12 protein-coding genes are annotated in these 13328 nt (G+C 61.0%); 3 read left to right on the top strand and 9 right to left on the bottom strand.

The window, feature by feature from the left end; genetic code table 11:
* The first annotated feature begins 158 nt into the window (after positions 1-158).
* Complete coding sequence (locus HH303_RS20350) at positions 159-773, top strand: DUF4167 domain-containing protein (RefSeq protein ID WP_169624028.1); 615 nt, start codon at positions 159-161, stop codon at positions 771-773.
* 70 nt (positions 774-843) lie between these two features.
* Here HH303_RS20350 and HH303_RS04785 read toward each other — a convergent pair whose 3' ends face one another.
* From HH303_RS04785 to HH303_RS04770, 4 genes are all read right to left on the bottom strand, one after another.
* Positions 844-4170, bottom strand: coding sequence for an efflux RND transporter permease subunit (locus tag HH303_RS04785; protein ID WP_169624027.1), 3327 nt, complete (start codon positions 4168-4170; stop codon positions 844-846).
* The gene (locus HH303_RS04780) at positions 4167-5315 is read right to left on the bottom strand and encodes an efflux RND transporter periplasmic adaptor subunit (protein WP_169624026.1); all 1149 of its coding nucleotides are present in this window, start codon (positions 5313-5315) and stop codon (positions 4167-4169) included. Before HH303_RS04780 ends, HH303_RS04785 begins: the two co-directional genes overlap by 4 nt.
* Before the next feature lie 51 nt (positions 5316-5366).
* Positions 5367-5945, bottom strand: coding sequence for a PadR family transcriptional regulator (locus tag HH303_RS04775; RefSeq protein WP_169624025.1), 579 nt, complete (start codon positions 5943-5945; stop codon positions 5367-5369).
* 133 nt (positions 5946-6078) lie between these two features.
* Positions 6079-6567: a DUF1178 family protein gene (locus HH303_RS04770; protein ID WP_227421516.1), complete on the bottom strand. Its 489-nt coding sequence runs from the start codon at positions 6565-6567 to the stop codon at positions 6079-6081.
* Between the two features lie 32 nt (positions 6568-6599).
* Between HH303_RS04770 and HH303_RS04765 the strand changes: the two genes are divergently transcribed.
* Complete coding sequence (locus tag HH303_RS04765; RefSeq protein WP_169624024.1) at positions 6600-7157, top strand: class I SAM-dependent methyltransferase; 558 nt, start codon at positions 6600-6602, stop codon at positions 7155-7157.
* On the opposite strand, the gene HH303_RS04760 is transcribed toward HH303_RS04765, so the two are convergent.
* The gene (locus HH303_RS04760) at positions 7158-9536 is read right to left on the bottom strand and encodes a Lon protease family protein (protein WP_169624023.1); all 2379 of its coding nucleotides are present in this window, start codon (positions 9534-9536) and stop codon (positions 7158-7160) included. It lies immediately after the preceding gene.
* Between the two features lie 100 nt (positions 9537-9636).
* On the opposite strand from HH303_RS04760, the gene HH303_RS04755 reads away from it, so the two are divergent.
* Positions 9637-10395, top strand: coding sequence for an MOSC domain-containing protein (locus HH303_RS04755; RefSeq protein WP_169624022.1), 759 nt, complete (start codon positions 9637-9639; stop codon positions 10393-10395).
* Between the two features lie 31 nt (positions 10396-10426).
* Here the strand turns inward: HH303_RS04755 and HH303_RS04750 are convergent, their stop codons facing one another.
* The 4 genes from HH303_RS04750 to speD all read right to left on the bottom strand — a co-directional run bounded on the left by HH303_RS04750 (position 10427) and on the right by speD (position 13138).
* Positions 10427-11281, bottom strand: a complete 855-nt coding sequence (locus HH303_RS04750; RefSeq protein WP_169624021.1) for a carbon-nitrogen hydrolase family protein — start codon at positions 11279-11281, stop codon at positions 10427-10429.
* Positions 11282-11305: 24 nt separating this feature from the next.
* The gene (gene grxC, locus HH303_RS04745) at positions 11306-11563 is read right to left on the bottom strand and encodes a glutaredoxin 3 (protein WP_169624020.1); all 258 of its coding nucleotides are present in this window, start codon (positions 11561-11563) and stop codon (positions 11306-11308) included.
* Between the two features lie 126 nt (positions 11564-11689).
* Positions 11690-12538 (bottom strand): polyamine aminopropyltransferase, encoded by an 849-nt coding sequence (gene speE, locus HH303_RS04740; RefSeq protein ID WP_169624019.1) that lies wholly within the window; start codon positions 12536-12538, stop codon positions 11690-11692.
* Between the two features lie 87 nt (positions 12539-12625).
* Positions 12626-13138: an adenosylmethionine decarboxylase gene (gene speD / locus HH303_RS04735; protein WP_169624018.1), complete on the bottom strand. Its 513-nt coding sequence runs from the start codon at positions 13136-13138 to the stop codon at positions 12626-12628.
* Between the last annotated feature and the right edge of the window lie 190 nt (positions 13139-13328).

Raw genomic sequence — 13328 nt, 5'->3', positions numbered from 1 at the left:
CGACGGTATCCGAAGGGTGGCTCCCCGAAAGCGGGGATTTCTGGACCGTCTCTCCGCGAATGCGTAGACGAATGGGCTTGGTACTGACCAGGCGCCGTGACAGACGGCAGGCTTGCCGGAACCCTTATTTAACGCAATTTGACCTCAAGAGGTAACGCGTGAACAATCAAAAGCAAAATCGCGGTCGGCATCGCAATAATGCCCGACGCAGCAATCCGTCCCGTCAAAATTTCGATTCTAACGGGCCGGGCGTTCGAATCCGTGGAAACGCCACCCAGATCTACGAAAAATACATTCAGCTTGCCCGCGACTCGCAGGGGTCCGGCGACCGCGTCATGGCGGAAAACATGCTGCAGCATGCGGAACACTATTACCGCATCCTGAATGACGGCAATAACGGCGAACGCCCCGCGCGGATGTCCCATGCCGATAACAATCAAGGCGATGCGGGCAATGACGGGCAGGACGATTCGCAGGATGAGGCGGTGACCGAAACCACCGGCGCAACCGTGCAAGCGACCGGCGGCAATGACGGCGACAATTCCGATGCCGACATGTCCGACAACGCCGACCAGACGTCGGAAGAAGAACAGACGCCGCCGCGCCGTTCCCGTGGTCGCGGCCGTTCCGCGGCATCGAATGACGGTGGCGGGAAACCGGCCGGTGCGGCACGCGGCCGTGGCCGCCGCCCATCGAACCGGAAGACCGACAGCGCGGATTCCTCCGGCGACGAGACACCGGCCCAAGCCGAACTGGCGATGAGCGTGGACTGATTGCCGGGCAACAATCGCCGCAAAGAAATGGAAAGGCCGCCCGTTTGGGCGGCCTTTTTCTTGTTCTCTACTATTCGGCGGGCGAGGGGTCGGCCCCGGTGGGATGTTTCTTCGCCCGGCGGCGGCTGATCCAGCCTGCCATGTCCGATCGCATTTGCAGCCAGCACGGCGTTACCAACAGTGTCAGCAACGTTGCGAAAGCAAGGCCATAGGCGATGGCCGTGGACAACTGCACCCACCATTGCGTGGACGGGGCGCCGACCGACACTTCCCGGGTGACGAAATCGATATTCACCTGCATGACCATGGGTAAAAGTCCCAGGATCGTCGTCACCGTGGTCAACATGACCGGGCGCAGTCGTTGCGCCCCGGTTCGCAGGATCGCATCCCGCGCATTGGCGGATGACCCGATCAATCGGTCGAATGTATCGATCAGCACGATGTTGTTGTTCACCACGATCCCGGCCAGGGCGATGACGCCGATCCCGCTCATCACGATGCCGAAGGGCTGTCCGGTCACCATCAGTCCGATCAGAACGCCGACGGTGGACATGATCACCGCGAACAGGATGAGGAAGGCGGAAAAGAAGCTGTTGAACTGAGTCACCAGAATGATCGCCATCAGGAACAGCGCAACGCCGAATGCCTTAACCAGGAAGGATTCCGCCTCCTGCTGTTCCTGGTCTTCGCCCTTGAATTCGATATAGACACCGTCCGGCAGGGGGCGGCTTTCGATCCAGCTGCGCAGCGACTTCACATAAGAATCGGCCAGCAGCCCTTCTTCAAGGTCCGCCTTCACATAGGCGATGCGCGATCCGTCGACACGGCGCAGAATACCTGTGTTTTCCTCCGCCGTGCGGGTGACGAAATTCCCGGCCGGAACCGGGCCGTTCGCCGTTGTGACGCGAAGGCGATCCAACTGATCGATGGATCGATAGGATTCCGGGAAGCGCGCGATGATATCGACTTCCTCGTCGGAATCGTCGGGCCGGTAATCGGATACTTTCAGCCCGTTCGTCACCAGTTCGATGAAACTGCCCAGAACAGCGATATTCGCGTTGAACTTCGACGCCTGCGCACGGTCGACGGAATATTCCCACTGAATTGCCGGGATCGGCCGGGAATCCTCGATATCGACAAGACCGTCCAGGGTGTCGAGCTTCTCGCGGACAATCCGCACCGCCTCGTCCAACAAGGCCGGATCGCGGGCGCTCATCTGCAGATGGATCGGCTTACCGACCGGCGGGCCCTGTTCTTCCTCCCGGACCTCGATATGGATGCCGGGGACATGGCCGATCCGTTCCCGAATCTCTTCCTTGATTTCGGAGGCGTGACGGCGCTCATCCCATTCCGTGAATTCGACGGTGATCTTCCCGATAATGTCTTCGGCCTCGTCGTCCCGCACCTGGAAGTTCCCGGCGGAGGTATAGACGCTTTTGAACTCGCCATCCTCACGTCCGATGTCGAGGACTTGATTTTCCACTTCGGTGACCAGAGCGTTCTTTTCATCGACCGAAAGGTTGCCGCGCGCATGGACGTTCACGATCATCAGCTTCGGCTCGATATTCGGGAAGAATTCGACGCCCTTGCCGAAAATGCCATAGGCGACCATGACGCCGACCAAGCTCCCCGCCGACAGCAGGAGGACCAGCCACGGCGCCCGCAGGGCCAGACCCAGCGTTTTGACGTAAACGCCGGTCAAGCCGCCAACCTGCGACGGATCCAGGGTTTCGTCGATATCGTCGTCGCGGTCGGAATGCGCGGCCAATGCCTTCGCGGTTTCGGATATTTCGTGGCGTTCCAGCAAACGCCCGCCGACGCCACCCAGCCAATAGCCCAGCACAGCGCCGCCGATCCCGAGCGGCACGGCCACAAGGCCGCCGCCGGCTCCGCCCAGGGCGGCCGCCAGGGCGACGGTGACGATCAACTGCACGACCTTGGACAGATTGGCGCCCAGGACCGGGCTGAAAATCAGGGCCATGGCCAGCGATGCGGACAGGGTCGCGATCAGGGTGATCGGCAGGTATTTCATGAACTCGCCGACGATGCCCGGCCAGAACAGCAGCGGCAAGAAGGCGGCCAGGGTGGTCGCGGTGGAGGCGATGATCGGCCAGGCCATGCGTTTCGCCGCCAGCCCGTAGGCGATTTTCTTGTCCACGCCTTCCGACAGTTTTCGGTCGGCATATTCCGTCACGACGATGGCGCCGTCGACCAGCATGCCGACGGCGAGGATCAGGGCGAACAGCACGACGACGTTCACGGTCAGCCCCATGATGGACAGTACCAGTACCCCGGTCAGAAAGGATCCGGGGATTGCCATGCCGACCAACAGCCCGCCGCGCAGCCCCAGCGCCGCCACTACGACGATCATCACCAGCAGAATGGCCGATAGGACGTTGTTCTGCAGGTCCGTCAGCATGGTGCGGATGTCTTCGGACTTGTCGCTGGAATACCCGACCTCCAAGCCCGCGGGCCAGTAGGGCTTTTCCGCTTCAACGATGGTGCGGACGGCCTCGATCGTTTCGATGATGTTTTCGCCTGTCCGTTTCACGACCTCCAACCCCAGGGACGGCTTGCCGTCGACCCGGGCGAAGGTGGTCGGGTCCTTGAAGCTGCGCCGAACTTCCGCGATATCGCGGACGCGCACGACGGCATCGCCCTGGGTCACGATCGGCAGGTCCAGGATATCGTTTACGTCCTCGAACAGGCCGGGGACCTTGATGGAGAACCGACCGCTGCCGGTATCCAAGGCGCCCGCCGCGACCAGCTTGTTGGACGAACTGATCATGGACAACAGCGCTTCCGGCTCCAAGCCGTAGCTTTCGACCAGAACCGGGTCGATCAGGATTTCGACGACCTCGTCCCGATCCCCAGTGATGTTGACTTCCAGCACCGTGGAAATGCCTTCCAGTCGGTCTTGCAGGTCGCGGGCGATGCGCAGCAACGCGCGTTCCGGCACGTCGCCGGATAGCGTGACGACCAGAACAGGGAACAGGCTAAGGTTCACCTCGTTGACCGTGGGGTCGTCCGTGTCTTCCGGCAGGTCCGGTCGGACTAGGTCGACCTTCTCGCGCACATCGTCCAACGCGTCGTCGGCGTTGAACCCCGCTTCGAATTCCATCAGCACGTTCGCGCCGCCTTCATAGGCGGTGGATCGCATTTCCTTCACGCCCTCGATGCCGCGCAATTCCTGTTCCATCGGACGGACAAGTAGGCGTTCGGCGTCTTCTGGGGAAATCCCGTCATGGTGCATGGAGACATAGATGATCGGGATATTGATGTCGGGGTCCGATTCCTTCGGGATTGTGATATAGGCGATGCTGCCCGCGAGCAGCAGGAAGAACAGGACGGCCAGGACCGTCCTGGACCGGTTGAGGGCGGCGTCGATCAAACTCACGAGCGGTCTCCGATTTCCACGGAATCCATCGGCGCTTCATCTTCCGGTGCGCTTTTGACCGCGCCTTCCGGAACGGCGGTGACCTGGGCGCCCGGCGCGACGAAGGCTTGCCCGACCGTGATCATCCGCAACGATTCCGGTAGGCCGCCGACCCACATACCGTCGGACGTATCCTCAACGATCGTGACTGGGTAAAAAATGACACGGTCGTCCTCATCCAGGGACTTCACCCCGACTTGTCCGGTATCGTCCAGGGACAGGACGGACGGTGTGATGAAATGTGCCAGCACCTGATGCGACGGCAGCAGAACGCGGGCCGTCATGCCGTCCAACAGGGACGCGTCGTCATTCGCGACTTCCAATTCGACTTCAAAGGTTCGCGTCAGGTTGTCCGCGGTCGTCGCGATCCTGCTGACGATTCCGTCGACCTGTTGCCCGTCGACCAGTTCAATTTTCGCCAGAACACCCAATTCGACCTTGCCGATTTCGCGTTCGGTGACCTGCACCGTGACGATCATCGGGTCCAGGTCGGCGACGACCGCGATTTCCGATCCGGCCTGGACGAAATCGCCGACCTCGACCGACCGGCTTTGCAAGATACCGTCGAACGGGGCCTTGATTTCCGTTCGTTCGATGTCGAGCCGGATTTCCTCCAGCGTCGCGCGGGCGGACGACAGATTGGCCTCTGACTCGGCGCGCGCGGTTTCGCTTTGGAAGCCCTTGCCTGCCAGTTTCTTTGCTGCGTCGTATTCCAGTGACCGCTGCCGCACCAGGGATTCCGCCTTGCGCAGGATCGATACGCGGTCATTCGTGGCCAGTTTCACGATCGCCGCGCCGTCCTTGACCGGGGAGCTTTCCTCCGCGCCCACCTCGACGACGCGCCCGTCGGTTTCCGCCCGGATCGTGGCGCGGCGTTCCGCCTCCGTCTTGCCGGTGTACAGCAAGACCGCCCGGTGCTGTTCACCATGGCTTTCCCGGACGCGGACGCTCGGAAGGGGCCGTTCCTCCCCGGCTGCTTCAGGAGCGGCCGCCTGTTCCGCCGCACTGTCGGTTTCCGTTCCCTGTTGCCCGGACATGATCCAGCCGACGGCACCGACCGCCAAAAGACCGGCGAGGACATAGGAGATTTTGATGGGCGACTTCATTCCGGATTTCCTTGCTGCGCATCGTTGCCCCTCGGGGCTGAGCGGTGTGTTCTATTCAGCGGCTTCGCGTCCGTCGGTTCGGCGTTGGCCCGCGGCCGCGATAAAGGCGTCTCGGTTTTCAACCAGATAGTCATGTGCTGCCCGATAAACGGCGTGGCCGAAGCCGCGCACCAATTTCTGGCTGGCCGATGCACAGTTGTGCGCCGGTTCCGCCGCTTCTCGATCAATACAATGCTGCATACCGTCCAGGATCGATCGGTAATGATCGATCCGCGCATCGACAACCCGCGCGATCCAATCGGGTCGTTGCCATTCGGTAAAGAACAGAATGAACAGGGTATCCGACCGGACCTTGTCTTCGGACGGAATCTTGGACTGCAGCGCCTGTTCCAGATGGTCCCACCCGGACGGTGTCAGCCGGTATACCTTTTTGTCCGGGCGCTTTTCTTGGGTTTCGGACTTGCAGGTCACCAAACCGTCTTCCGCCAGTTTGGTCAGCGCGGGATAGATGGAGCCATAGGCGGCCTGCGCGAAATGCGCGAACGGACCGTCTTCGAACATTTTACGGATTTCGTAACCGGACGCTTCACCCAGCGCCAGCGCCCCAAGGCATATTGTCTTCGTATCCATGGCACCGCGTCTGCCTAGCCGAATTCGGTAGACAGGTAGTGCAGCCGGTTCGATATATCAAGTTAAAATATATCGAACCGATATACATGCATTTTCCAGGATTTCCCGGAAACTATCACGCGGCATGGGAGTATTAGTTTTCCGGGATGTCCTCAATCCAGGGAATCGGGGTTATGGCGATACCTTCCTCCAGCAGTTCTTTGGCTTCGTCGCCGGATGTCTGGCCGTAGATGCCGCGCGCTTCCTTTTCGCCGTAGTGAATCTTGCGGGCTTCCTCCGCGAATTTCCCACCGACGTTTTCGTGCGTGCCCTCGATTTCACGACGCAGAGCCTTCAGGGACTCGCGCATGCGAAGGGCTTGCTCCGTCCGGGCGGAGGTCTGCATTTTGCCGGAAGAGATGTTGGGGCGGCTGAGTCCTTGCTGGACCACATGGCTACCGCAGGCGGGGCATGCGATTTGCCCGGCCTGGCGTTGATCCTCGAAAGCGGCCGAATCCTTGAACCAGCCTTCGAACTCGTGATCCTTGTCACAGAGCAGTGTGAACGAAATCATCGTATCGACCATTGTCAAATCGTCATCTCTTTGGATGACACTCCGTGATTTGGCGTCAAAGGACGCCATATGCAAGTCGCATCGATGGGAGGAGGCCTCATATGTCCGGTTTATCTGATCATTTGACGAACAAACATGCCGGATTTCGGACCCCCAGTGCCTGGGTAACGCGATGGGCGGATATGGTGCCGCCTGGGAGGCCGGTGCTGGACCTTGCCTGCGGCAACGGCCGGCATGGCCGTTTCTTCCTGGAACGCGGTCATCCGACCCTGTTTGTGGACAAGGATCTAAGCGCCGTGTCGGACCTGCCGAAAGGCAACGGTACCACTCTTATGGAGGTCGACTTGGAGGACGGGTCACCGTTCCCCCTGGCGGACCGACAGTTCGGCGGCGTTATCGTGACCTGTTACCTGCATCGCCCGATCCTGCCCGCGATCATCGATGCGGTCGCGCCGGGCGGGGCCTTGATCTACGAGACCTTCGCCCGGGGAAACGAGGCTTATGGCCATCCGGCGCGGGAAGCGTATTTGCTGGAAGAAGGCGAATTGCTGCGCGCGGTCGACGGCGTCTTGTCCGTGCGTGCCTATGAGCACGGATATGACGCCCTTCCCAAACCGGGTATTCGGCAACGTATCTGCGCCTATCGACGGGCCGACTGATCAGTCGAAATCTTTTGCGAGCGCGCGGTGCATTCGATCGACCTCCCGATCAGATAGCGATCGGTCGAATGCGTCCAGCCGCGCGGCGACGCGTCCATACAGACTGTCTTCCGGATATCGCCCTTGCTTGTTCGGCTTCCCGGCCTTCAATCCCGTCAGTAGCGCGACGGCGTCTTCCACCCGCTTGACGGCGTAAAGGTGGAAGTCCCCCTTGGCCACGGCGGCGGCGACCTCGTCTTCCAGGATCAGATTGTCCAGATTGGCAGCGGGGACGATGACGCCCTGACTACCCGTCAGGCCCCGTCGCTGACAAGTGCGGTAGAAGCCTTCGACCTTATGATGCACGCCGCCGACGGCCTGTGCCTCGCCATGCTGATTGACCGATCCGGTGATTGCGAGGTCCTGGCGCAACGGGGCATTCGCCAGGGCGGACAGAACGGCGATCAATTCCGCCATGGACGCGCTGTCGCCCTCCACGCCGCCATAGTTCTGTTCGAAGGTAATGGAACAGTCGAAGGATAGCGGCGCCGTATTTGCGAACAGGCCGGACAGATAGCCTTGCAGGACCAGCACGCCCTTCTGCTGGATCGGTCCGCCCATATCGACCTGCCGTTCGATATTCACGACGCCGGCGCGGCCGATGCTGGCGCGGGCCGTGACCCGTGACGGCGTGCCGAAGGCATGGTCCCCGGTATCCCGGACCGTCAGCGCATTGATCTGGCCGATGGCACTGTCCGCCGTGGAAATCAGCACCGTGCCGCGTTCTATCAGGTCCTGGCTCTGCACCTCTATCCGGTTGTTGCGGCGGGTCCTTTCGGCAAGCGCGGCAACAAGGTCGGCTTCCGTCAATTTGCCGCCGTTTCCGGCGCGGCTATGGGCTTCCGCAACGATATCGTCGAGGAGTTCGAGCCTCGCGGTCAATCGGCTGCGTTCCCCGTACAGCCGTGCGGCGGTACCCAACAGATAACCGATCGCACCGGGTTCGACCGGGCGGCCCGTCAGCTTTTCCGCCCGCGCTTGCAGGATGGAGCCATAGATCGACAGGTCCGATGCCGTGGCGGGCACGGCTGCGTCGATATCGGCCTTGATCTTGAAAAGGCCCTGGAAATCCGACGATTGCGAATAGGCGGCGTAATAGATGGATGGTGACCCGACCAGCACGATCTTGATATCCAAAGGCACCGCCTTGGGAGACGGCGCGCCGACGATGGGCAGGCTGTTCTGCCGATGGGGTTCCTCGATCCGGACCGAGCCGTCGCGCAGGCTGTTCACCAGGGCTTCCCAGCTTCCGGGTTCCGCGACCAAGGATTCCGCCCGCAGGATCAGGACGCCGCCATTTGCCCGGTGCAGCGCGCCCGCACGGATCAGCGTGAAATCGGTTTCCATATGGGTCTGGCTGGGACGGTACTGGATGCGTCCGATCAGGTTTTCGAAGGACGGGACGGATTCCAGAATGACCGGCGGCGATTTTGCATCGCCGTTGTCGACCAGAAGGTTTACCGCATAGCGTTGTTCCGGCGGTTCTTCCGGGTTCGGGTTGCCTTGCGCATCGACGGCGGGACCGAAGGCGCGCAGCCGGTCCAGCAAGTCCTGCTGCAATTCCACGAACCAGCGGTTCAGTCCGTACCCGCCGAATGCCGCTGACAGCGGTTCGATCAACAAGTCGACCGTGTTGCGCGCCGCGTCGCGGGATATGCCGGATACTGTTTCCGCCAGCACCGCACGATCCTTCGCCAATTCGGCATTCATGTTGTTCAGTCGTTCGACGATGTCCTCGGCGGCATCCGATAGGCGGTCGCGGTCCGCTTCCGGCACGTCGTCCAAGGATTGCGGTTCGCCCTTGTCGGAAGACGGCGCGACGATGGGGCCTTGCTCCCCCTGAAAGATGCCCAGCCCCTGTGCGGCCGCATCCTTGCCGATTTCGTCCATTTTCGATTGCGCCGCCTTGACCAGACGCTGCTGTGCCGCCTTGACGCGGTTCTGGTAATCGTCGCTTTCGAACGTCTGTTTCAGGGCTGCGCGGACCTGCGCGACGAAGGTTTCCATCGCGTCCCGCAATTTGCGCCCGACGCCGGGCGGCAGGCGATAGGGTTTCGGGCGGTGCGGCCGGGCGAAATTGTTCAGGTAGACCCAATCGTCGGCGGGCGGCAGATGGGCCTGACTTTCCTGAATGAAGGCCAGGGTTTCCGTCAACCGCCCGGCGCGATCCGGTCCCAGGACGAAGATGTTGAAGCCGGATTCCTTCACCGACAGACCGAAACGGATCGCGTCGCGCGCCCGTTCGTGACTGGACAGGTCGAAGACCGTTTTCTTCTTAACGGACCGCCATTTGAACCGTGGAATGCCGACATTGCCGGCCTTCACTTCCCGCGCTGACATGGGATTGATCTCCCTGACTGTTATGGGATGAAGGTAAGCATGGATCGGGGCGCGGTAAATCCTTGTCTGATGGACGGCTTGCGCTACTCTCCCCGGCACTATGACGACAATCGCGACGATCAACCGCTATCCCGTCAAGGGGATGGGACCCGACCCGCTCGACTCCGCCGATCTGACGGCGGGGCAGGGGATTCCGTTCGACCGGCATTGGGCGATCGTCCATGCCGCCAGTGCCGTCGATCCGGCGGCCCCGGTCTGGGCGAAGAAAAGCAACTTCCTGTGCCTCGCCCGCGACGAGAAACTGGCTCAGCTGTCGATTGCCTTCGATGAGGAAACGAAGACCCTGACGATTTTCCGGAAGGGCAAGCAGATCAGCAAGGGGCGGCTGGACGACCATGTCGGCCAGTCGATCCTGCAAAGCTTCCTCAGTTCCTTCATGCCATCGGGACCGCGCGGCACGCCGCGTATCACGGAAGCGCCGGAAGGCGTTGCCTTCACGGATACCCAAACCGCGCATCTGTCGCTGATCAATCTGGCCAGCGTGAAGGACATCGAGCGTGTGACGCGGGAACCGGTCGATCCGCTGCGTTTCCGGGGGAACCTCTATCTCGACGGACTTGACGCCTGGAAGGAATTCGACTGGGTCGGGAAGCATGTCCGTATCGGCGCGGTCGAACTGGAGATTTTCGAGAAGATCGACCGTTGCGCCGCCACCAACGTCAATCCCGATACCGGCGAAATCGATATGAATATCCCATTGGCTCTGCGCCGGGGCTTCGGTCATATCGATTGCGGCGTTGCCGCCCATGTCGTGAAGGGCGGGACGATCAAACTCGGCGATACGGTCGAATTGGCCTGACGGTTATTCCGCCGCTTCTCCTTCGCCGTCTTTACTCTGCTGCCGCGCTGAGCGCCTGGGCGGGCTTGTCATAGGCCCGGTCGTTGGTCAGCGACGGCACCATGGCGCGGACTTCCGCCACACGGGCCAAATCCAGTTCCGCCACGACGGTACCGGGACCTTCCCCGCCATCGGCCAGCACTTCCCCCCACGGGTCGATGATCAGCGCATGACCATAGGTCTTGCGGCCGTCCTCGTGATCGCCGCATTGGGCCGGGGCCACGACGAAACAACCGTTTTCGATCGCCCGAGCGCGCAGCAGGACATGCCAATGCGCCTGACCGGTCGTGCGGGTGAAGGCTGCGGGGACGGACAGGATGCGCGCGCCGCCCTTCGCCAGATCGCGGAACAGATGCGGGAAGCGTAGGTCGTAGCAAACGGCCATGCCGTAGCCGCCCCAGGGCGTCTCCACGATTTCGGCATGGTCGCCGGGCCGGAACCCGTTGCTTTCGCGATAGCTTTCGCCATTCGCAAGGTCCACGTCGAACATATGGATCTTGTCGTAGCGGCCCCGGATTTCCCCCGCCGGGTCGATCAGGAAGCCGCGGTTGGCGAAGCGGTCGTCATCCGCCAGTCGGATCATCAGGGACCCGGCATGAATCCAGATACCCAGCTCCTTCGCCAATTCGCGATAGGCGGCCAGGGACGGATCCGTGTCTTCCGTGCAGGCGACCTTGCGCGATTCCTCGCGGTTCTTCTGCATCAGGTTCACGACTTCCGGCAGACCGACCAGTTCCGCGCCTTTCGCGGCAGCCTCTCGGATCAGGTCGCAGGACAGAGCGATGTTGCGGTCCACCGATATGGTGGATGTCATCTGCACCAAGCCGATTTTGATCCGATCCGTCATGTCCGCTCCCCTTGATCTTATGCTTTAAAGGCCGAGCAACTTGTCCAGCTTGCCCGCGGCGTCGGACGCCATCAGATCGTCACAGCCGCCGATCAGGGCGTCGTCGATGAAGATTTGCGGAACCGTCGGCGCGCCGTTGGTCCGGGCTTCCATCTCCGCCTTCTTACCGTCTTCGGCCCAAATGTCATATTCGGTATAGCTGACGCCTTTGGCGTCGAGAAGTTTTTTCGCCCGATAGCAAAAGCCGCACATCGGACGGGTATAAATTTCAACTACGGCCATTTCTGTCTCCAAATTGCGGCGTTCCGGCAATCAAACCGTATCGTTGATAGCCGGTCGCACCGCAATATGTCGAGCCCCAGTCCTATTTCAAGGGCAGGGGCTTTCAAGGGCTGGGGTTTCGCGCGCTTACCGCGTCATCAGGGACAGGATCGTGCGGGGCAGGGCGAAACTCGCCGCCTGCAGGTCCGGCGTTACATAACGCGTGTCGATACCGGCGGCGGCATAGCGCTGTTCCAACGCCGCGACCGGGACGCGACGCAGGGACGCATCGTCCGTGGCCCAGCCGAACGTCATGTCCCCGCCCTGATAGGTCGGGACGGCGGCGCGATAGAAATGTACGTCGGTGAAGCTTTCGCCCAAGCGGCGATAGGAATTCGTCACTTCTTCCGGCTGGACGAAGGGAACGCCGTTCTGGGTGACGACCACGCCGCCCTCGGTCAGGCAGCGCTTGCAGTCGGCATAGAATTCGGCGGTGAACAGAACCGCGCCCGGCCCGATCGGGTCGGTGGAATCGACGATGATCACGTCGAACCGGTCGTCGGTTTCCTTCACGTATTTTGCGCCGTCCGTAATGACGAGGTTCAGACGCGGATTGTCGAAGGCCCCTGCCGAATGGTTGGGCAGGTGTTCCTTGCAGAAATCGACCACGGCCCCGTCGATTTCGACCATGGTGACCTGAACCCCCTGATGCTTCAGCGCCTCGCGGGCCATGCCGCCGTCGCCGCCGCCGATGATCAGTACGGATTTTGCGTTGCCATGGGCCAGGATCGGCACATGGGCCAGCATTTCATGATAGACGAATTCGTCGCCCTCGGTCGTCTGTACGACGCCGTCCAGGCACATCACCCGGCCGAAACGCGCGTTTTCGAAAATGATCAAATCCTGCAGGTCGGATTTGTCGTGATACAGGACCTTGTCCATCGACAGGCCCTGGGTGAATTCCGGATGGAGGGTTTCTTGGAACCAGTCGGTCATCGGCGGGATTCCTTTACTGAAATTCTGAAATGGATAGGGACGGGCACCGGCGATCCGGTGCCCGTCCCTTTAAAATCGGGATGCGGATCAGTGAACCCGGCCGCGGCGCAGGTCGTCGATCTTCACATTCTCGGTTTCGAAGCCGCGCTTCAGGACATCGATCGCCTTGTGCGGTTCGCTGTCGCCGCACATGAAGATGTCCAGGGCGGCATAGCCCATTTCCGGCCAGGTATGGATGGAGATATGGCTCTCCGCCAGGACCAGGACGCCGGAAACGCCTTCCGGATTGAACGGATGCAGATGGCAATGCAGCAGGGTCGCGCCCGCCACGTCCACGCATTCCTTCAGGGTCGATTCGATGTGGTCGATATCGTTCAGGTTTTTACCATCCCATACGTCCACGATCAGATGCGTGCCGGCAAAGCACATTCCGTCGCGTTGAATGAAATGATCGAGCCTCCCCTCTTGAGAGGGGAAGGGAATTACGGTTCCGTTTTCGGAACCGGTCGTCGTCTTAAAGCTCTCGTCCGCATGGGATTCGCTTTGGAACTTGTCCGCGGCCGTCCCCAGTCGGGAAAGAGCGATGTCGTCACGCGGCATCGGCGTCTCTCCTGCCAGTAGATGGTTCGCCCCGACCCGTTCCAGGAAACGATCCTCTTGCGACTGCTTTGTGCAGCCGTCGTGATCGGGATTGGCGCGGTTTATGCCGAAAAATTTTCGATGGGGATAGTGAAATTTTGATGTTGGGTATGAAAAAATTCTAGATCAGATATGCGCCCCGATCATCGGT

This window comes from Pacificispira spongiicola, assembly GCF_012926505.1.
In the GTDB taxonomy this organism is placed as follows: domain Bacteria; phylum Pseudomonadota; class Alphaproteobacteria; order UBA8366; family Aestuariispiraceae; genus Pacificispira; species Pacificispira spongiicola.
This window is presented reverse-complemented; position numbering and strand designations above follow the sequence as displayed.